18 protein-coding genes and 1 tRNA gene are annotated in these 19437 nt (G+C 64.9%); 13 read left to right on the forward strand and 6 right to left on the reverse strand.

Annotated elements, in window-relative coordinates:
• The first annotated feature begins 2 nt into the window (after positions 1-2).
• The 4 genes from AWC31_RS17790 (at position 3) to AWC31_RS17805 (ending at position 4356) form a co-directional block, all read left to right on the forward strand.
• Positions 3-752 carry a GntR family transcriptional regulator gene (locus tag AWC31_RS17790; RefSeq protein ID WP_067853086.1) on the forward strand — a complete coding sequence of 250 codons (750 nt, stop codon included), beginning with the start codon at positions 3-5 and terminating at the stop codon, positions 750-752.
• Between the two features lie 138 nt (positions 753-890).
• Positions 891-1553, forward strand: a complete 663-nt coding sequence (locus AWC31_RS17795) for a VldE C-terminal domain-containing protein (RefSeq protein ID WP_085145382.1) — start codon at positions 891-893, stop codon at positions 1551-1553.
• Positions 1554-1599: 46 nt separating this feature from the next.
• A complete protein-coding gene (locus AWC31_RS17800) occupies positions 1600-2481 on the forward strand; it encodes a hypothetical protein (RefSeq protein WP_085145383.1) in 882 nt (293 codons plus the stop codon).
• A 33-nt stretch (positions 2482-2514) separates the two neighbouring features.
• On the forward strand, positions 2515-4356 hold the full coding sequence (locus AWC31_RS17805; protein WP_234816889.1) for an ABC transporter ATP-binding protein: 1842 nt from the start codon (positions 2515-2517) through the stop codon (positions 4354-4356).
• On the opposite strand, the gene AWC31_RS17810 is transcribed toward AWC31_RS17805, so the two are convergent.
• Complete coding sequence (locus tag AWC31_RS17810; RefSeq protein WP_085145384.1) at positions 4353-4961, reverse strand: maleylpyruvate isomerase family mycothiol-dependent enzyme; 609 nt, start codon at positions 4959-4961, stop codon at positions 4353-4355. The genes AWC31_RS17805 and AWC31_RS17810 overlap by 4 nt on opposite strands.
• Before the next feature lie 64 nt (positions 4962-5025).
• Here AWC31_RS17810 and AWC31_RS17815 point away from each other — a divergent pair, with 64 nt between their 5' ends.
• Positions 5026-5460, forward strand: coding sequence for a MarR family winged helix-turn-helix transcriptional regulator (locus AWC31_RS17815; RefSeq protein WP_085145385.1), 435 nt, complete (start codon positions 5026-5028; stop codon positions 5458-5460).
• Between the two features lie 74 nt (positions 5461-5534).
• Here AWC31_RS17815 and AWC31_RS38150 read toward each other — a convergent pair whose 3' ends face one another.
• Positions 5535-7055, reverse strand: a complete 1521-nt coding sequence (locus tag AWC31_RS38150) for a hypothetical protein (protein WP_165765982.1) — start codon at positions 7053-7055, stop codon at positions 5535-5537.
• Positions 7056-7475: 420 nt separating this feature from the next.
• On the opposite strand from AWC31_RS38150, the gene AWC31_RS17835 reads away from it, so the two are divergent.
• Positions 7476-8024, forward strand: coding sequence for a hypothetical protein (locus tag AWC31_RS17835; RefSeq protein ID WP_207626372.1), 549 nt, complete (start codon positions 7476-7478; stop codon positions 8022-8024).
• A gap of 37 nt (positions 8025-8061) precedes the next feature.
• On the opposite strand, the gene AWC31_RS17840 is transcribed toward AWC31_RS17835, so the two are convergent.
• Complete coding sequence (locus tag AWC31_RS17840; protein WP_085145387.1) at positions 8062-8346, reverse strand: hypothetical protein; 285 nt, start codon at positions 8344-8346, stop codon at positions 8062-8064.
• Between the two features lie 547 nt (positions 8347-8893).
• Between AWC31_RS17840 and AWC31_RS17845 the strand changes: the two genes are divergently transcribed.
• The 3 genes from AWC31_RS17845 (at position 8894) to AWC31_RS37175 (ending at position 11177) form a co-directional block, all read left to right on the forward strand.
• The gene (locus AWC31_RS17845) at positions 8894-9829 is read left to right on the forward strand and encodes a sce7726 family protein (RefSeq protein ID WP_165765983.1); all 936 of its coding nucleotides are present in this window, start codon (positions 8894-8896) and stop codon (positions 9827-9829) included.
• A 42-nt stretch (positions 9830-9871) separates the two neighbouring features.
• A complete protein-coding gene (locus AWC31_RS17850; RefSeq protein ID WP_165765984.1) occupies positions 9872-10828 on the forward strand; it encodes a sce7725 family protein in 957 nt (318 codons plus the stop codon).
• 121 nt (positions 10829-10949) lie between these two features.
• Positions 10950-11177, forward strand: a complete 228-nt coding sequence (locus AWC31_RS37175; RefSeq protein ID WP_133060181.1) for a hypothetical protein — start codon at positions 10950-10952, stop codon at positions 11175-11177.
• Positions 11178-11860: 683 nt separating this feature from the next.
• Here AWC31_RS37175 and AWC31_RS17860 read toward each other — a convergent pair.
• From AWC31_RS17860 to AWC31_RS17870, 3 genes are all read right to left on the reverse strand, one after another.
• Positions 11861-12811, reverse strand: a complete 951-nt coding sequence (locus AWC31_RS17860) for an HAD family hydrolase (RefSeq protein ID WP_085145390.1) — start codon at positions 12809-12811, stop codon at positions 11861-11863.
• Positions 12812-13246, reverse strand: a complete 435-nt coding sequence (locus AWC31_RS17865) for a hypothetical protein (protein ID WP_234816890.1) — start codon at positions 13244-13246, stop codon at positions 12812-12814.
• 179 nt (positions 13247-13425) lie between these two features.
• Positions 13426-13499, reverse strand: a tRNA-Gly gene (locus AWC31_RS17870).
• Positions 13500-13870: 371 nt separating this feature from the next.
• Between AWC31_RS17870 and AWC31_RS17875 the strand changes: the two genes are divergently transcribed.
• From AWC31_RS17875 to AWC31_RS17890, 4 genes are all read left to right on the forward strand, one after another.
• Complete coding sequence (locus AWC31_RS17875) at positions 13871-15433, forward strand: DUF7159 family protein (RefSeq protein WP_133060182.1); 1563 nt, start codon at positions 13871-13873, stop codon at positions 15431-15433.
• A gap of 31 nt (positions 15434-15464) precedes the next feature.
• A complete protein-coding gene (gene dcd / locus AWC31_RS17880; RefSeq protein ID WP_067853131.1) occupies positions 15465-16034 on the forward strand; it encodes a dCTP deaminase in 570 nt (189 codons plus the stop codon).
• Between the two features lie 163 nt (positions 16035-16197).
• A complete protein-coding gene (locus AWC31_RS17885; RefSeq protein ID WP_067853133.1) occupies positions 16198-17514 on the forward strand; it encodes an ammonium transporter in 1317 nt (438 codons plus the stop codon).
• Between the two features lie 220 nt (positions 17515-17734).
• Positions 17735-19402 carry a DUF7159 family protein gene (locus tag AWC31_RS17890; protein WP_085145392.1) on the forward strand — a complete coding sequence of 556 codons (1668 nt, stop codon included), beginning with the start codon at positions 17735-17737 and terminating at the stop codon, positions 19400-19402.
• Positions 19403-19437 lie beyond the last annotated feature (35 nt).

Raw genomic sequence — 19437 nt, forward strand, 5'->3', positions numbered from 1 at the left:
CCATGGTCTATACCAGGAATTGGTACGGTGGTCTCGTGGCTGCGAGCGCAGAGCATCGAGTTCTCAAGCACCAGGTGGTTCGCGCACAACTGGATCGGATGCTCGATGACATGGAGGTCGGCGACCCTTTTCCGGCCGAACGCGAGATTGCCGAACAGTTCGACGTCGCACGCGAGACCGTCCGGCAGGCGCTGCGTGAGCTTCTGCTCGACGGTCGTGTCGAACGTCGGGGCCGCACGACGGTCGTCGCCAAGCCCAAGGTTCAGCTGCCGCTCGCGATGGGCTCCTACACCGAGGCTGCCAAGGACAAGGGGTTGAGCGCCGGGCGCATCCTGGTCGGCTGGACCGACCTGACCGCCGACGAGACACTTGCCGGCCAACTCGCCATCGAGCCGGGCGCGCCGATCATCCAGTTGGAGCGCGTGCTGACCACCGACGGTGTGCGGGTCGGTCTCGAGACGACGAAGTTGCCCGCCGCCCGCTATCCCGGGCTGCGCGAGACGTTCGATTACCGGGTCTCGCTGTACGCCGAGATCCGGAGCCGGGGGATCAAGTTCGAGCGGACGGTCGACACCATCGACACCGCGCTGCCCGACGCGCGGGAATCGGCGTTACTGACCGTCGACAGCCGCACGCCCATGTTTCTGCTCAACCGGGTGTCCTATGACCAGAACGGCGTTCCGATCGAGCAGCGGCGGTCGTTGTATCGCGGCGATCGGATGACTTTTACCGCTGTGATGCATGCCTCATAACGCAATCGTTTCGTGACTATTTTGTGACCTTTGACCTGCGAAAACGCCGGGCTGGGGGCGCTCACGGAAATTTAAGGGAACTCTCAGAGACCGCGCTCGGTTGCTGCAATCGCTCTGACCTGCCCGTATGGTGCCCGTGTGGGCCGACATTCATTAGCCAGCCCCGGCCGACGGAAGAAGTCGGCTGTCGCGGCTGCGATCATCGCCCCGGCCGCTGTGTTGTTCGCGGTCGGCAGTGATGTCCAGAAGTTACCCGCCAAACCGGTGGCCAAACCCGTCGCCGAGGAACCGCCACCCTGCTGCATGGAGATCGTCTCGGCGCCCGCCTCGTCGTCGCCGCCTCCCGTCGTCCAGCCGGAAGGCGTGAACTTCGTATCGGCGGCCACGGCGTCGCGCTGGCGCGTCATCGACATCCCCGAGGCCCTCCCGGTCGGGGACGCCCCGGAGAGCGGTTTGCAGGTCAAGACGATCCTGGCCTCGCGCAGCATCAGCGCGGACTTCCCCGAGATCCAACAGATCGGCGGTGTCCGGCCGGATGCGCTGCGCTGGCATCCCGACGGGCTCGCGCTCGACGTCATGATCCCGAACCCCAGCAGCGCCGCGGGTATCGCGCTCGGCAACGAGATCGTGGCGTACGCACTCAAGAACGCCGAGCGGTTCGGATTGCAGGACTGCATCTGGCGCGGCACGTACTACACGCCGGGTGGTTCCCGCAGCGGCGGGTACGGCCACTACGACCACGTCCACATCACCACGACCGGAGGCGGTTATCCCTCCAAGGGGCAGGTCTACCTCCGCTAAAGCGTGTCGCGACCGGTGGACGGACGCTGACCTTTAGATTCGCGGTGTGGCGCTGTCTTTTCGCCGGGCCCGATCGGTGATGAGTGCCGAGGTCGCCGCGATCCGCAGCCGCGACCCCGACCTCGACGCGAGCGACATCGCCGGCTTCACCCTTCCGATTCTCGTGCGGGTAGCAGGCGTCATCGCCATCGGCGTGGTTCCGCTGCTCGTCGTGCGCAACGGGGAGAGCGAGAACTCGCAGCTCGTCGCGATCATCGGGTCTTTCGCACTCGTGGTGATCTGTGCGGCCGTCGTGGCCTGGCTGACCTCGATCGTCATCTCCGGGCTCGTCGTGATGATCCTGTACCGGACGCGTCCGACGGCGTCGTCACGACTCGTGATGCGCATTCTCACCGACTCCTTCATGCGCATCGACGACTCGACGTCGGCACTGGCCCTGCTGGCGCTGCTGGCCGGCCTGTTGTCGCTCGCGTTCGGCCTGCCGACCCGAACGGCCGACGAACTGGCCAACTCGGTGCTCGACGACCTGCTCGCGGCTCAGGTCGGAGTCCTGTTGGTGGCGTTGGCCTTCGCGTTCATCGCTGAGTCGATCCGCTCGGCCGCAGACATCGTCGACGACCAGTCGCTCATGCTGGCGTGGCCGTGGGCGCTGATCATCGCGTCGCTGAGCTGGGTGCTGGCCACCATCGCCGGACCGTTCGAGGCCACCCGCATGCTGACGATCCTGTTGCACGAATGGCTACCCGCGGTCGTCGACGGCGTGCCGAGCACCGAGGTGATCGCCGAACTCGTCCCACCCGGGGCGCGGTGGTTGGTCGCGTTCGGACCCGTGCCGATCATCGCCGCGATCTGGGCATACCAGGCGGCGAAGCACGGCGGGTTCGCCGCGATACGGGAGTTCTTCGAGGACGACGCGCCGACGGCGTGACGGAGCGCGCGCCAACTGAACGGAGAACCCGCCTTGGCCAAACCGGATGTGCACCAGCTGTCCTCGCGTCGCCTCGTGCTGCGGAGTATCGGCATGCTCCGAACGGTGCGCGGCCGGCTCGTTCTCCTGCTCCTGTTCGGAGTGCTCGCGTCGGCCCTGCCGTACGTCACGATCGCCGTGTTCGGACCGATGATGCAGGTGGTCGCCGAGGCCGGTGCAAGTGAGAACCTCGCCGGGGTGTGGGACCTTCGTGGACCGCTGGTGGCCCGAGAAGACGGCGTGCTGCGGTCTCTGGCGGGTCCGGTCCCGTTCGCGGTACTGCTCATCGTGTGGGCATCATCGCTGTTGCTGACCCAGCTGATGTACTTCGTTAACGCCTGGGTGGGTGCGAAGGTCGAGCAGACCCTGGCGGTCGATATCAGGCAACGCGTGCACGACCACCTTCAGACGCTTTCGCTGGACTTCTTCGTCGGATCCCGCAGCGGTGAGTTGATCCAACGGGTCACCACTGAATCCCTCGGTGTGCAACGGCTTTTGACCGACTGCCTGCTACCGCCACTGATCGACGCCGCGGTTCTCATCCTGGTCATCAGCTACCTCTTGGCCATTTCCTGGCAGATGACGGTCGCGGCCTTGCTTCTCACTCCGCTGGCCCTGCTCACGCTGCGATATGCGGGCCGCCACGTTCAAGCCGTCATGAGGCGGGGGATGAATGCCGACCGGGCGATGGCTTCCGAAGTCGAGCAGACGATGAGTGGAATCGCCGAAATTCAGATGTTCAACGCGCAACCGGCGCGCAGCAAGCGGTTTCACGACGTGTCGTCGTCCTCGGCGAGGAGCGTGGCGTCCGCGGTGGTCTGGACGCAGGCCACCGTGAACGGGTCGCAGATTTTCGTCGCGCTCAGCACCGTCGTGGTGTTGCTGGTCGGTATCGCATACAGCGCGCACTTCGGGCTGACTTTCGCGGCCCTGCTCGTGTTCGCCGGCGTTGTGCCGACGATGTTCGGTGCAGCGCAACGAGTTCTGGGCGCGTACACCACGTACCAGTCGGTGGCGCCCAGTGCGGCGTCGACCTACGAGCTGCTGGATACCCGCCCCTCGGTTCGGGAATCCCCGGGTGCCGTACGGCTCGGTGAGGTGCACGGGAATCTTGCGTTCGAGGATGTGACGTTCGGCTACACGCCGTCGCAGCCCGTCCTCGACGGGCTGTCATTCGCGGTCGCCGAGGGCGAGACTGTCGCAGTAGTTGGTGGCATCGGATCGGGCAAGTCGACGATGTTCAACCTCGCGTTGAGATTTCTCGACCCGCAGCAGGGCCGCATCTTGTTGGATGGTCACGACATCTCAGGTGTCACCATCGCCTCGTTGCGCGAGCAGGTGTCGAAACTCGCGCAGTTTCCGTTCTTCACGAAAGCCACGATCCGGGACAACATCCGGTTGGCGCGGCCCGACGCCGGCGACGCGGAGATCGAAGACGCGTGCAGGCAGGCACACATCCACGAGGTCATCACGACGAAGATGCCCGATGGCTACGACACGATCGTCGATGTGCAGGTGCCGTCCGGTGGGCAGAAGCGGCTCATTGCGCTGGCGCGGTGCCTGCTGCGCAACCCGGAGGTCCTTCTGCTCGACGAGCCGACGGAGAATCTCGACGCCGATCAGCGGACCAGGCTGATCGGCGTGATCCGGGGCTATGCCCGCGATCGCACGTGCCTCGTCATCAGTCACGACATGGACTTCGTCGCCGCTGTCGCCGACCGAATTCTGGTGTTGGAGAACGGACGGATCAGCCAGGAGGGTGACCATCGCACGCTGCTCACGCAACCCGGGCTCTACAAGCGGTTGTTCGAGGCGCAGAGCGCCGACATGGGCTAATCCTCAGGTGGCTCTGGTGCGGCGGGTGCGTTGCGCCGTCTCGCGAGGATCATCACGATGTCGCGCATGGGCAACTCCCGCAGACCTCCCCATTGCGGCCCGACTGCGAAGTCGGTATCGGTGGCGACGAACCGATACCCCGGCAGGTCGCGTTGCGGATTGAGCGGAAACTTCATGTGCCACAAGCGCTGTGCGACAGCGATCGCCGCGTCGATGGGCATCGGGCGGTCGATCCCGAGTGGCACGCAGATGTCCTGGGTGTGCACCAGGATGTCCATCAACGGGTCGACTTCCTTGGTCATGGGGGGACGCTTGCGTGAACCGACCATGGCACGCAGTCGCGCGGTGATGTCGTGCGGAGACGCTTTGTCGGCCAAGGCCATTCGCCGGATCATGGTGTCGAACCGGAAGCCGGACTTGAGTGCCGCGAGTGCGGCGTCCTTGCTGCTCACCTGCGAATGTGTCAGGTGGACGGCGACGTCGCGCACCGTCCACGCCGTGCACAGCGACGGTGTCGACCACTGGTGCGGTTCAAAGGTGTCGAGCAGATCGGCGAGTTGTCCACGCTGCTCATCGACCGTGCGCCAGATCGCGTCGGATTCCATGTCCGCTCCTATAGTCAGGATTCCTGACTAAAAATTAGTCAGGAATACGTACTAAAGTCAAGGTGTGGATGAGGCGCCGAACTCTGCGGTGATGATGTTCATCGCCTACCGGGCTGCCGAGAACCGGATCCTTGAAGTCGTGCACCGGGCCGGTTTCACCGATCTGACGCTGGCACAGTGCCGGATCGCGCAGCGGTTGAGCCCGCAGGGTATCCGGCTCACCGATCTGGCCGAGCAAGCGCAGGTGACCAAACAGACCGCGGGCGCCCTGGTCGACGAGCTCGAGCGGGCCGGGTACGTCGTGCGCCAACCCGACCCCACCGACGCGCGTGCTCGCTTGGTGATGCTGGCCGAGCGCGGCGCGGCAGTGTGTCGGGTGGCCGCCGCCGAAGTCGACGCGATCGAGGCCGAATGGCGAGAACATCTGGGCGCCAAGGCGTATCGCGATCTGCGCCGGGCGCTCGTCGCGCTGCGCGAGATCACCGACCCTTGGACATGAGAATGGCGGGTACGGATCCGACTGTTGTGCAGTCGGATCCGTACCCGCCTTAACGCTCGACGCTGCTTGGCGTCTTAGGTGCTGCTACCGGAGGGCCCGTCGCTGCCGTCGTTGCCCTGGTTGCCGTTGCCGCCACCGCCCTGGCCGCCGGCGCCGCCGTTACCGCCGGTGCCGGTCTTGCCTGCGCCAGGAGTGGCGTTGCCGCCGCTGCCGCCGTTACCGCCGACACCGGTGCTGGTGCCGTCGTTCGTCGGGACGGAGCTGCCGCCCTTGCCGCCGGTGCCGCCGTTGCCACCGCGGGCGTTGCCACCCGTCGCGGCGCCGCCGTTCATGCCCGCACCGCCGTTGCCACCGATGGCACCGCCGTTGCCGCCATTGCCGCCGCGACCGCCGGTGGTGTTGCCGCCCTCGGTCGAGGTCGCGCTACCACCGCGCCCGCCCCGGCCGCCGAGGCCCGAGACGATGCTGGTGCCACCGGAACCAGCCGCACCGCCGGTGGCGTTGCCGCCCTCGGTGTTCGCGGATCCGCCGCTGCCGCCGTTGGCCGAGCGCGAGATGACACGGCTGCCGCCGTCGCCGCCCGCACCGCCGACCGCGTTGCCGCTCTGGTGGCCGGTGGCGTTTCCGCCGCGACCGCCGTTGCCGGTCAGGTCAGGCGTGTTGCCGCCCGACACGAGGCCGAAGCCGCCGTCGCCGCCCCGACCGCCCGTGGCGGTCTGGCCGGAGGTTCCGCCGGTTCCGTCGGCGTTGCCGACCGTGGCCGAGCCGCCGGTGCCGCCGGCACCCGGGCCGTAGTTCTCGTCGGGAACCTCGTTGGGCAACGGCAATCCGAAGTTCGTGCCGCCGCCCTGGCCGCCGGCACCGCCCAAGGCGTTGCCGAACAGCGACGAGGCGTTGCCGCCGGCGCCGCCGTTACCGCCCCGGCCCGGTGCATAGCTCGCGCCGTAGCCGCCATCGCCGCCCTTGCCGCCGGTGGCGTTCGCGCCGTCACCGGCGGCGCTCGAGTTGTAGTCGTTGCCGCCTGCGCCGCCGTCACCGCCGTCGCCGGAGAAGAACCCGGCGTTGCCGCCGATGCCGCCATCCGTGGCAGCCGAGACGAGGTTGCCGTTCGCGTCGTACACGGCGTCGCGACCGGCGCCGCCCTGGCCGCCGTTGCCACCGAACAGGCCGGCGTGCCCGCCGTTGCCGCCGTTGGCGCCGGCACCACCGTTGCCGTAGAGCAAGCCGCCCGCGCCGCCGTTGCAGGCGTCGCCGGTGCAGTCGGCAGCGGCGTCGAGGCCGTTGCCGATCAGCCAGCCGCCGTCACCGACGATCGGCCGAATTGCCGCGGTGCTCACCGCATTCGGGCTCAGCGCGGCCGCGCTGATGAGCTGGTTGTCATTGCCGCCCGGGGTTCCGAACAGCAGCAGCGAGTCTTCGCTGTTGACCAGTTTCACCTGGGCTTTGTGGGCGGTGGCCGCCGACGGCTCCTCGGCGATGGCGGCCGCGGCCGTCAGCACACCGAGGCCGACCAACGCCGCACCCGCGACTCCCGTCGCCGCGTACTTGGGTGCGGATCGCGCTACCGCGCGATGCCGTCCGGGTTTCACGTACATTCAGGTCCCTTCATGTAAGCGCCAGCTAAAACTGATCGTTGGCTTAACGTTTGCTGTGAGAAAGCAAGCCGAATTCTCAGGTTCGCTTACCGGGGCGTCAATGCCTACGTTTTGGGTTCTGGGCGGTCAATGCCATCGGCTCGCCGTTCTCGCGCGTCGCGTGTGTGTAGTTCTGGCGCACTACAGCCACCCAGGCTGATCAGGTCAAATGTGCTGGGTAGCAAAGAATCTCAGATGGTTGCCGAGTGCGACGCGGCTGCTTGAAAGTCCCGCCGAAAAAAGATTTGCCGGAACGCGTTGCGGCGGAAGGATTCTCAGCTTCCGGAGATCAAGATCAATAATCGAGCTAGATATTATGGTGTGCGGCGGCGCGTTTGTGTGGCCCACCTATCAGGCGGCGCCGCCGATACGATCCACGCCGTGGCAGAGCAAACCATCGAGCAATCTCTCGACGACCAGAGCGACGAACGCCCTTCGTCGGAGAAAGCACAGAGCCCGGGGTCCAGCCGCCTTGCCCCCGTTGCGTTGGTGGTTGCGCTCGCGGCGGTCGGCCTTGCGGTGTTCGGATTGTTCCGCCCCTCGGCCGGACCGGCTGACGCCGCACCGGCAGCGGTCGATGCCTCGGCCGAGCAGGGTTCCAAGGCCGACGTTTGTAGCGCGTTCCAGACCGTCAGGTCTGCCGTGTCGATCCAGACCCACGCCACCAGCGAAGGGCCCGCCGGTGCGCAAGCCGTCGCGGCCAATGCGCGGCTGTCCATGCTTGGCGGCGGAGCCTATCTGCTCGAACGCACCGGCCCGGCGACGCCACCGGAACTTGCCGATGCGATCCAGAAATTCGCCGGCGGCCTCCAAGACATCGCCATGCACTCACTCACCGGAATCGGCAACGACGATCCCCAGCAAGCCGAACGGTTGCGCAATGCCGATGCGGCGAACAAGTCGATCGCTGGCATCTGCGCTGCGCCGTAATCTGCACAACTAGTTTGGTGTCGGCTCATGGCAGGTCTCAGTGCGCGACGGCTTCCAGAAGCCCCATCAAGTGTTTGAGGTCATGCCAGGGCACGAGCTCGTCACGCGGTCTCGACGCCATCGCGGTCAACTCGGCGACGTCATCTGAAAGCTGCCCGGCGTTGGGCACAGGCACGCTCTCACGGCTGAACATGTCGGCCGTCTCCAGAAGCCAGTAGTGATCGGCGTCGAACTCTACGGTCGAGCCATGGCGCTCCTCGACCAGGGACAGGACGCGGTCGAGTTGACGTCGCAATACGGAGAGGTCGAGCGTCGTCGTCACCTGTTCATGGTGACGTTTTCGTGGAGCCGATGACGGGAATCGAACCCGCGTATTCATTGCGACAGAACGCTTCAAACAGGAGCCGTTCAAGGGCCTTCCGGTCCAGGTGGCCGAGAATGCCGACGACCTCAACCGGTACGTTACGCTGCTCAATCGCCTCGACACCTTACGGCGGATCGCTACGCAACTGGTGAGGAGAGGCGCTCCGGCCGGCGGTCACGACCTGCCTGCCGATGCGTTAGCAGAGGATCGGGCGAGGAGACGCGTTGCCGCGCCCTTCACCGTCGCCTACACCAACGCATGCACTACGCGAGGCCGCGGAGAATGCCCCAGCAGTGCCGGCTGGACCACGCGCAGGTAGACGAGAGGATGAAGTCACGCCCGGTCATACCGTTTCGAAATATGATCGAACGATGGTTGACGTGCGGGCGATTCGAACAATCGCTCATCGCGGGCCTTGACGGCCGGGTGAGGTGGCTGTGCGCGAGCGCGTGCACGCGGGGCTACTCACCAGGTGGTAGGTGGTGATTGTCTCAAAGTGATCGCGATGAAGCGGCAGGTCAGAGATACTTTCACCAACGATATGCGCCCCGCGCCGGATCTCTGCAAGAATCGCCGAATGCCCGCCACCGACCTGGCCACTATCGCGGGATTGTTTTCTCGCGGGAGCTTTCGAGCTCTTGCGTCCGCGCGACCAGAACTCGCAAATGAATTTGCCCGCCGCGTTGGGGAGTCAGTTCCCGGGACAGCAGGTGTGAGCATCGGAGACGCGCTCGACACCGCTCTATCCATCATGGCTAAGCGGTACCGCAACGAGTACGTATTCAAGAACTCGCTGGTGGACCGCATTGTTTTCGGCCGGCACAACCCCCGAACAGCATCGGCGCTGCTGGAATTGCGGGCCGGGCCCTCAATCGCAGACGTGGTGATCTTCAACGGCACGTCGACGGCGTACGAGATTAAGACCGACTTGGACGACTTCTCCCGCCTAGCATCGCAGCTTCGCTGTTACGAGCAATGCTTCGAACGCGTGGCGGTGGTGACCTCCCCCCGTCTCGCGCCACGCGTCCTGGCGGCCGTTCCCGATCACGTCGGGGTCTTAGCTTTGAATGATCGTGGGAGTCTGTCCGAAAGGCGTGCGCCTGCGTCGGGTGTTGGCCGCCTGTCGCCACCTGCATTGTTCGGCCTGCTTCGCCGGCAAGAAATCCTGACCATTCTGCGGCGCACGCGGGGTTACGAAATAGACGTTCCACCGGCGCAGTTATGGCAACGAACGCGTGACCTATTCCTAGATTTGTCCGTCGAGGTTGCCCACGCCGAAGTAGTCGATCAATTGCGTGTACGGGGAATGCGTGCTGCTGCGCCCGCCGCTGTAATGCCTCGATCGCTACGAGCGATGGCTTACGAAGTTCCCCTAAGCACTAGTGCAACCGCGCGGGCTCATGCCAAACTCATCGCGCCAGCTTCGTCCTTCGTCAGGTGATCTGAGGGGAGATCCGGGTCGCAGCAGGCAGAAAGATGGCTGGTGTATTTCCCGTATCTCTATGGCAGGCAATACGAGCTGCTTGCTCTCCGTGACGTCGCAACCGACCTCGCTGGGTGGAACAACATCACTCCGGTAATCGAACCTGTAATGGCGAAACCCGGTGACCTTGGCCGGTGTCTGCGACGACTACAGGAGGTCCGTTCGCCGATGTACTTGATTGTCAACCCCAGTCAGGGCGAATTTGAGACGGGAGTGCCTGACACGTGGCGGCAGCCAATCAGTGAGTTCGTTGCGGACACCAGTCTCGTCTATCCCACCCACCAGGTCATATCCGAAGCTGATGCCGCGACCCTTTCCGAATTTCTGGAACGATTCCAAGGCCGTCGCGTGGGCGTTGTACTACGGCAACCGCACATCTCGGCCCAGGATCTAGCGGCGGAGGTAGACGATCGAGATGTGATCGTGTTCGTTCACGCTTCGGCGAATCCACGCACGTATCTACGAGAATTGCCCGCCGGAAAGTGTGTCGAAGTGGCGGCGTCGTTCAACGAGCAAGCGCGCAACGCCGACTACGGCGCGCCGGAATGGTTCACGAGTTCGCACCTAGAGTTCGCCAACGATGGGCGACCAGGTTTCTCCGACTTTGGACCTCTTCCTAGGACGTTTAGCTTCGGGGGTGGCCGTCCAGGGGCGGTCGCTATCCATCTCAGCTACTCGGACGGTGATGGCAGCCTGTGGATCCACCATTTCGTTTCCGACACCACAGACCGCGACCTTGGCGACGCTGCTTCGAAGATTGCTGAAGCAGTCAGAAAGCTTGAAGCGGAAGTAGAAAGCAACCCCGAGAAATTCGTTGAAACAGCCGGCTTGCAAGCCTACTTGGCGAACCAGGTTCTCGGCCTTCCCAGCAACAAGCGTCAGCAGCTCATCCACCACTTGGCAACAGTCGCTGCATCTCTCGGAGATATAGAACGGCCGGCGACGAATCTGGACTGAAATTCCGGAATGCGACCGGAACCGAACCGCTGCGCGAGCCGTCCAACTGAGGGTGCGCTCCCTTGAAGCGATCGGCGGCGTGGTTGGGCGACGGCAGAACTTGGTTATCGGGTGTCGTAACGTGATAGCCAAGCCCGACTCGGGCCACCGGGGAGCCTTTCTTAGTGCGCCTGAACTGGTGGTCCTGGGTGCGGCGCTCAATATGTCGCCAGTAAGTTTGGTCTATCCGGATCCGTATACTGAGCCCGGCGACTTTCTTCCCGGTGTTGAAATCGCGAAATTTTGGGCTGCACAGTGGTTGTCCGGCGAGGGTTCAGCGGCGGCGCGCGACGCCCAGAATCTCGACTGAGATCAGCGGATCTCCAACGTCACACGTTCGGCCTTCTCCGGGACCTCTACGAGACGCTTCCGCAAAGAGCTGCCGTGATGGAGAGTTCGGCCGCGATTGGTAGCAGTTCGGGTTCTACGACAAGCGAATTCGTCAAATCAAGCAAGAGTTTGATGATTGCTGACGCTGTCTAGGCAGCCACTCGCGCCCGGTGAACACGGGGGATTTTCGGCACCCGTAAGAGTGAACCGACCGGCGGCGTAATCAACCGAAGCACAACGCTTTCAGCTGTATTCGAAGCATTGATTCCAGCCAAGGCCGGAGAGGATGGGATAGGAGATCGGACCGTGACGCTGTACCGGGACACGTAGCGGCTGCACGGCGAACATTGGCTCGGGGAACTCCGAATCGCGGAGCTATCTACGGGCCGTGCCGACGCTCACTTGAAGACGCGGCCCGCCGTCAGCCACCTGCACGCGGATCATCTTGACAGGCATGAACAGCCTCGGGGCGAGACTCGACGTCGTGAAGCACAACCCCATGCGGGTAACCAAACCTGCTAGGACGGAACGCAAGCCAGCTCGGGCGCTCAACGCATCGGAATTCGAGCAGGTACGCCAAGCCGTCAAAAAGTTCTGCGAGTACAGAGGACCAGGGCCTCAGCGTGGCTGAATGCTGCCCGCATTCGTGCTGGGCGATACGGCTTACTTCGTGACGTGGCCAGCCGGATTTGTGAAGTTTCCTTTCCGTTGGTCACGGTCATTGCAGATTCGATCTGCGATCCTTTCGATCCAGCGGAATAGCCATCGATCGGCAGCGCTGCCGACTGTGTAATCGGCTGGTGCAGTGCTGTTTACACGGCCCTCGTCCTGCAACTGCTGCACACCGTCGTAATTATTATCGCCATAGACTGCGAGAGTTTTCCCGCCATTCTGCCCGACAACAGAGAAAACGGGAACATCGCTGGGTCCATCTGCTATATAGATCATATTTTGAAAAGGTACTCGACGCTCGTCCGCGGCCATACGAGCGTTGACATTAACTCCATCGAGCTTATTGATCCCCTTGTTTATCTCGAATATTGCCCGCGTTTTGGTCGTGTTATCTATTGTGTACCCAATTTGGGTAAGAGGGCCATTAGGATCGAACGTAGAGCCGTCCAATTTGCCATCGGAAGCCGAAGGAGCATCCGGTAGAAGTTCGCATGCCCAAACGCCATCCAGGAATGCATGGATAGGATTGCCCTCTATCATCTGGCGAAACCCTGTTGATACCACGTAATGCTCAACCGCTATTTTATTGTCCACGTAACGTTGATTCGTTGCGATGAAGTCCTTAGTTCGCTGCATAAACTCGGGCATTCCCGGTGCTAAATCCACCTGTGCGCCCAGTTCGCGGAGCAGGGAATTGTTCAACCCCCGGAAACGGCCATTTCTTACGTAATTCAGAGTATGCTCGAGATATGCTGTGTCGTCTGCAAGTTCTAGACCATGTTTCTCATAGAATCCACGTAATGCATTGACTTCGCCCCAGAAATGACCTTCGTTTACGTTGAAATGCTCGAACAAAGGTTTTTGCATATAGCCGGTCGTCAATGTTCGGTCGAAATCCCATATGAGCGCGATTTCGGTTTGCGTGACAAGCGAAACTGGCATTTAGGCGACCTCTGGACCAGTGAACCTTATTACGTTGTCGCCGCGATCGATCCAGCCGTATAGACGCAGTCCTGTGCCCCAGAACTCTTCGTGAGCGCGCCCCAGTTCTGGCATCGGGAGTACGACTGCGACCTCGATACCGCGCTTTCGAATCTGCTCGAACACTCCAGATAACTCAGCAGCTGTCTGCGCACTCTCGCAAACCCACTCGACCAGTCTTCGTTCGTATAGGTAGACGGCGGTCGGCGTGAGCAATTCGACCGAGGTGTTTTCGTTCTCGTGCCAGCTCTGCGCTATAGCTTTCGCTATGTCCTCAATAGAAATGCGGCTCTGAGTCGCGGTCCCCACGTCCGTCATGACGACAGTGTAGGGCGGTCGGTTAGTGGAATCTGGCAATACGTCGTCGTGCGCGTGGCCTGGCAGTTCGGTACTCATGCCTGCGACGCTAGCTTCCACCACCGACGGAAATCGCACAGACGTTCGAAACCGTGCAGCCAACGCGAGCAGCTAACCGTTTCAATACCACGGTTGCGCACGCGCACGGCATACGACGGTCAAGATCACCCTTGTCGGGCGGTTGGGAGTCTGGCATAGACCGCTGGTCAGCGGTTTCATGGAGCCGATGACGGGAATCGAACCCGCGTATTCAGCTTGGGAAGCTGATGTTCTGCCATTGAACTACATCGGCATGGTTGCCGACGAAGGATAGCAAGTCGGCGGACGGCGAGGGAACGCGGTGTGGCCTTCGAGCGTCGTGATTCTAAGAATTTGCCGGATAGTGCCATTGGCCGATGGCATTGTAGCTGGCGAGCACCATACCTGCCAGCGGGGGCCGGTTGGGATGGGCCGTCTTGGTGCGACGTTTACCGCCGCGAAACCTCGGGCAGCGGAACGTGATTGGCGGGCCCCGAGGGGCACCTGTGAACTCTGAGAGTTCCGTAAAGCAGCGCCCAATGGCTCTCAAAGACAGCCGTTAGCGTTTGACCGAGTTCTTCTCCATCCGGCGCGGGGTGGAGGCCGGGGGGATTCATCAGGGCTTACCAGTCGAGGAGTTCAACTATGGACGTTGTGCTTGGCGTTGCCATGACATCGGTCGACGCCCGACTCGTTCTGGTGGAGGGCAGCCGCGGTGACGGAGCGATGCTCGACCACGATTCGTTCGACGCCTACGCCGGCGTGGGCGTCGGCGTGCCCGGGTTCAGCGAGCACGTCGTGAGCGCGATCCTCGGCACGTATGCCACCGTCGCGGCATGCGGCCACACCGTCTGTCGGGTGGTGCTGACCTGGACCGATGTCGTCGCCACCGAGGCCGAGTTGGTCCTCGATGCACTCGACCAGCGCGGCATCACCGACATCGCCACGGTCACCGCGCCCGACGCCGTCGAGGCGGCCGCCGAGCATCTGGTGCGCTACGGCGGCGAGCGTTCGGTCGCGCTGTGCATTGTCGAACCCGACGCGACGATGCTGACGGTGCTGCATGGCGACGCGACGGGGATTCGCCAGATGCGCAGCCGCTGCCTCGGCGTGGTCGACCAGCCGGCGGCCGTGCACGCGCTACGCCGGGCCTGTGACACGTTCTCCGAGCAGATTCAATCGGTCGTTCTCGGGGGCGCCGCTGCCGACCTGGGAAGCCTTGCCGCGGAGGTGAATTCGCAGACCTCGCTGCCCGTCACGCTCTCCGACAACGCGGCGCTGATGCTGGTGCGCGGGGCGTTGCTGTCGAGTGCGGACACCGCACTGCGCGAGCTCACCGAGAGTCCGGCGGTGCTGGCCGACGCCGAGGATGCCGACGCCGAGGAATCCGAGACGCCGACGCTGTCGGTGTTCGTGCCCCGCTCCGCGAAGGTGGCGGCCGTGCCGGGCGTGGTCGACGAGGCCGAGGACGAAAACTCCTCGCCCAAAAGTGCTTTGCTGGTCCGCACGTTGAGCGTCGTGCTCGTCGCGGGCGTACTGGCCCTGACCGCGTCGGTGTTCTTCGCGATCAGGCAACACTTCTCGTCCGATGACGTCGAGCCGTCGGTATCGGCGCGCGCCGAGCCGGCCGACCCGCTGCCGCCCGCCCCACCGGCCGATCAGAAACCTCCGGAGCTGATGGCACTGCCTGCCCCTGCCCCGAATGCCATGCCTGCCGGCTTCCCACCGCCGCCCATGGCGCCTGCACCACAGCTGCCTCAGCTCGCGCAGCTCGTGGCGGCCGCCGCAGCCCAGGTGCCGCAGTCTCCCGTCGTCGCGCAGTTGTCGCCCGACGCAATTGTCAAGGCGCTCAACGATCCGAAGGTGAGTGCGGCCGCCCTGCAAGTCGCGCAGCGAGTGCTGCCGCCGGCCCTGGAGGCCTATCAGCGGCCGATCACGGTGCCCAACACCGGCATCAACGCGCCTGCGCCGGCCGACCTCATCGCGCCGTATCGCGAGGGTTACGGCCACACCGGACCGCATATCCCGGTGCCCGACTCACCGCAGTACATACCGCCCGGGCCGCCCCCGATACCGCCGCCGGGCTCGCCGCCGCCGGTCCTGCCGATCCCGCCGGGAATCCTGGCACCTCCGCCGCCCGGGGCTCCGCCGCCACCGCCGGTCCCCGGATTGCCGCCTTTACCGACGCCACCCCCGCCGGCAGTCTGATCGCCGGGCGGGGGACGGATAGTCTCGTCGGGTGCTGCTCTCCGATCGCGATATCCGGGCTGAGATCGCCGCGAAGCGCCTTGCCCTCGAGCCGTTCGACGACGCCATGGTGCAGCCGTCGAGCATCGACGTTCGACTCGACAGCCTGTTCCGGGTGTTCAACAACACCCGGTACACGCATATCGACCCGTCGATCCAGCAAGACGAGCTGACGAGCCTGGTCGAACCCGCCGAGGGCGAGCCCTTCGTGCTGCATCCGGGCGAGTTCGTACTGGGCTCGACGCTGGAGCTGTGCACGCTGCCCGACGATCTCGCGGGCCGGCTCGAGGGAAAGTCGTCGCTGGGCCGTCTGGGTTTGTTGACGCATTCCACGGCCGGGTTCATCGATCCGGGGTTCTCCGGCCACATCACGCTGGAGTTGTCGAACGTCGCCAACCTGCCCATCACGCTGTGGCCGGGCATGAAGATCGGTCAGCTGTGCCTGCTGCGCCTCACGAGCCCGGCCGAGCACCCGTACGGCAGCGACAAGGTCGGCTCGAAATACCAGGGTCAGCGGGGCCCGACGCCCTCGCGCTCACATCTGAACTTCCTCAAGTCCTAGGCGGCGGGCCCGAACGTGGGCGTTATGGACGGATTTCCGCGGATATCGGTACAAAGGGCCCACGGTCGGCGGGTGTGAACTTTCGGTAATCCGCACGCAACACGAAACAATTCGGAAACACCTTTGCCGCGCGGTTGAAACGCGAGACCGACATTCTCGCCGAATGCAAGAGATCGATCCGGCCGCCACCGCCTGGCTGCTCGCGAGCACCGCGCTGGTTTTGCTGATGACCCCCGGCCTCGCCATCTTCTACGGCGGCATGGTGCGCACCACCGGCGTGCTGAACATGATCATGATGAGCTTCATCTCGATCCCGCTCGTCACGGTGGCGTGGCTGCTCGTCGGCTACACGCTCGCGTTCTCCGAGGACGCCGGCGGCGGCCTGATCGGCGGCCTCCAACACTTCGGGATGCTCGGCATCGATCCGACGACCGCGCGCGGCTCGGTCCCCGAACTGCTGTTCGCGACGTTCCAGCTGTCCTTCGCGATCATCACGGCCGCGCTGATCAGCGGCGCGATCGCCGACCGCGCGAGGTTTGCCGCGTGGATGGTGTTCGTCCCGGTGTGGGCGGTCGCGGTGTACGCGGTCGTCGCGCACTGGGTGTGGGGGCCCGGCGGCTGGCTGTTCGAACTCGGCGTGCTCGATTACGCGGGTGGCCTGGTCGTAGAGATCGTGTCCGGCGCGTCCGCGCTCGCGCTCGCGCTGGTTCTCGGCCCCCGCATCGGATTCAAGAAGGACGCGATGCGCCCGCACAACCTGCCGTTTGTGTTGCTCGGCGTGGGCTTGCTGTGGTTCGGCTGGTTCGGGTTCAACGCGGGCTCAGCCCTGGCCGCCAACGGCACCGCCGCGGCGATCTTCCTCAACACGCTCGTCGCCGGTTGCCTGGGCATGCTGGGCTGGCTCACCGTCGAACAGATCCGGGACGGCAAGCCGACGACGTTCGGCGCGGCGTCGGGCGTGGTGGCCGGCCTCGTCGCGATCACGCCGTCGTGCGGCACGGTCAACACCCTGGGCGCGGTCGTCGTCGGGCTGGCGGCCGGGATCGTGTGCTCGTTCGCGATCGGCCTGAAGTTCCGGTTCGGCTACGACGACTCGCTCGACGTGGTCGGCGTGCACTTCGTCGGCGGCGTGGTCGGGGTACTGCTGATCGGGTTCCTCGCGACCGAGGTGATGACCGCGGGCCCCGAAGGCCTGCTCTACGGCGGCGGGCTGGCCCAGTTGGGTAAGCAGCTGCTGGCCGCGGTCGTCGTCGCCGTCTACGCCTTCGCGATGTCCTACGCGGTGGCCAAGGTGATCGACCGATTCATGGGATTCCGGGTCAGCGCCGAGGACGAAACCACGGGCGTCGACTTCACCCAGCACGCCGAGACGGCCTACGCCGAGGGCGTCCACGGCCACTCGCCGTTGCGCCGCCCCGGGCTCTTCGACGGCCCGCTGGGAGAACGGCCTAAATCACTGGAGGACGACCAGGCGGGATGAACCGGTGGACGCCTTTTGTCGTATTGCCGAGTAGGGTCTAACTACCGGCGTCGGCGGGCACCGTGCCGTCGCGGTCCGACCAGAACTACGCGCCGTCAGCTAACGCGTTCGGTTGTAACGATCGAGCTGGTTGCGACGATGAAGGTTCTAGTTGTCGGCTCGTGTCACATGCGTGCCCAATGGCGACTTAGGCAGTGTAGCAAACGTTTTGGAGGACTTGGTGGACATCGTATTGGGTGTGTCGATGACACCTACGACGGTCCGCATGGTGCTGGTCGAGGGGGAGAAAGCCGACGGCGTCACGGTCGATCACGACGCTTTCGACGTCACCGCCGGCGAAGGTTCGGCAACTTCGAGCGCGGCCGAGCAGGTGGTCGCTGCCGTCCTCGGAACCCAAGAGAGCGCCGCTGCGGGCGGGCATCATCTGAAGTCGATCGGGGTCACGTGGAGTGACCACTCGGACGCGTCCGCGCTGCGCGATGCACTGACGGCCCACGGCATCGAAAACGTCATGCTGGTGTCGGAAGGCCACGCCGCCGCCGCACTCGCGCAGGCGGTCGGCCGTGCGGTCGGGTACGACACCACGGCGTTGATGTTCATCGACCGTGACACGGCGACGCTGTCGGTCGTCAAGACCGAGGACGGCTCGGTCGTCAAGGTATTCGACCGTAGCCTGCACAGCTCCGACGCGATGGCCGTGCTGACCGAGATGGTCGCCGCGGTCGACGCGCAGGACGCCGCCCCGCAGGCCATGTTCGTCGTCGGTTCGGGCGTCGACGTCAGTTCTGTCAAGTCACACCTCGAAAACCTGGTGTCGATGCCGGTGAGCGCCCCCGACGAGCCCGAGCTCGCGCTGGCCCGCGGTGCGGCGCTGGCGTCGGCCAACGCACCGGCGTTCGAGGCGTCCACCGTCGGGCTCGCGTACTCGCAGGATCCCGACGGCACCACGGCGGGCAGCGCGTATGCGGGGCTGGCCGGCCTCGACACCCAGCTCGCGCCGCTCGGCGACTCCGCGGTCGACGACCTCGACCCCGCCGCGTTCGACGCGGTTCCGGCCGACGAGGGCCGCAAGCCGTTCCTGTTGGTCGGCAGCGCGCTGACGTCGGTGTTCGTCGTCGGCGTTGTCGCACTGGTCATTTCGTTGGCGGTGAGCATCCGCCCGACGGTCGATCAGCGCCCGGCTCCCGCGCAAGGCGCGGTGGTTCCGAGCGCGCCGGCGAAAGCCCCGGCGCCCGCGCCGGTTCCCGAAGCCAAACCGGTACAGCAGGCCCCGCCGCCCGCGCCGCCACCGGAGACCATCAAGGCCCCGGTGCCCGTGGTGCAGGAAGCGCCGCAGGCTCCGCCGCGCACGGTCTACGTCGAAGCACCGCAGGCGCCTGCTCCGGCACCCGCGCCGGCAGCACCCGCCCCGGCTCCCGCTCCCGTGGCTCCGCCGCCTGCCCCGGCGCCGGTGGCGCCCGCCCCGGTGTTGCCCGCGCCGGCACCGATCTATCAACCGCCGGGCTACCGGCCGCCGGTCGTGGTCGTGCCGCGTATCCCGTCAATCTTCCGTCCGCCGTGGGAACCGCAGCGTCCGCCGTATCAGGAGCCTGAGACCCCGCCGTGGCAGCCGCCATCGCATGAGGAGCCGGAGAGCCCGCAGTGGCCGTTCCCCGGTTCGGGCGGCGGCTCGGACGATGACGATTGGGGGCCGGGTTCCGGTTCCGGTAACGGTGGCTGGAATCCCGGCGGTTCAGGTGGCCACGGTTCGTCGGGCGGTGGCTCGGGTAGCTGGGATCCGGGTGACTCCGGCGGCTGGAACCCGGGCGGCGGTTCGGGTGGTGGCCGCGGTTCGTCGGGCGGTGACGGTGGCGGCATGTGGCCGTTCCCGTTCGGCGGCGGGCACTAGCGTCCAACCGTCACCTGTCGTTGGTCTGCCGCTCA

Origin of the sequence: Mycolicibacterium wolinskyi (assembly GCF_002101965.1) — a bacterium.
Taxonomy (GTDB): Bacteria; Actinomycetota; Actinomycetes; order Mycobacteriales; family Mycobacteriaceae; genus Mycobacterium; species Mycobacterium wolinskyi.

What these genes read in the sequence shown, in the direction of transcription:
- AWC31_RS17845 (WP_165765983.1), top strand. Translation starts at nt 8,894, where the DNA reads ATGAAGCGGCAGGTCAGAGATACTTTCACCAACGATATGCGCCCCGCG.
- AWC31_RS17860 (WP_085145390.1), bottom strand. Translation starts at nt 12,811, where the DNA reads ATGCCAGTTTCGCTTGTCACGCAAACCGAAATCGCGCTCATATGGGAT.
- AWC31_RS17875 (WP_133060182.1), top strand. Translation starts at nt 13,871, where the DNA reads ATGGACGTTGTGCTTGGCGTTGCCATGACATCGGTCGACGCCCGACTC.
- AWC31_RS17865 (WP_234816890.1), bottom strand. Translation starts at nt 13,246, where the DNA reads ATGAGTACCGAACTGCCAGGCCACGCGCACGACGACGTATTGCCAGAT.
- AWC31_RS17810 (WP_085145384.1), bottom strand. Translation starts at nt 4,961, where the DNA reads ATGGAATCCGACGCGATCTGGCGCACGGTCGATGAGCAGCGTGGACAA.
- AWC31_RS38150 (WP_165765982.1), bottom strand. Translation starts at nt 7,055, where the DNA reads ATGTACGTGAAACCCGGACGGCATCGCGCGGTAGCGCGATCCGCACCC.
- AWC31_RS17790 (WP_067853086.1), top strand. Translation starts at nt 3, where the DNA reads ATGGTCTATACCAGGAATTGGTACGGTGGTCTCGTGGCTGCGAGCGCA.
- AWC31_RS17885 (WP_067853133.1), top strand. Translation starts at nt 16,198, where the DNA reads ATGCAAGAGATCGATCCGGCCGCCACCGCCTGGCTGCTCGCGAGCACC.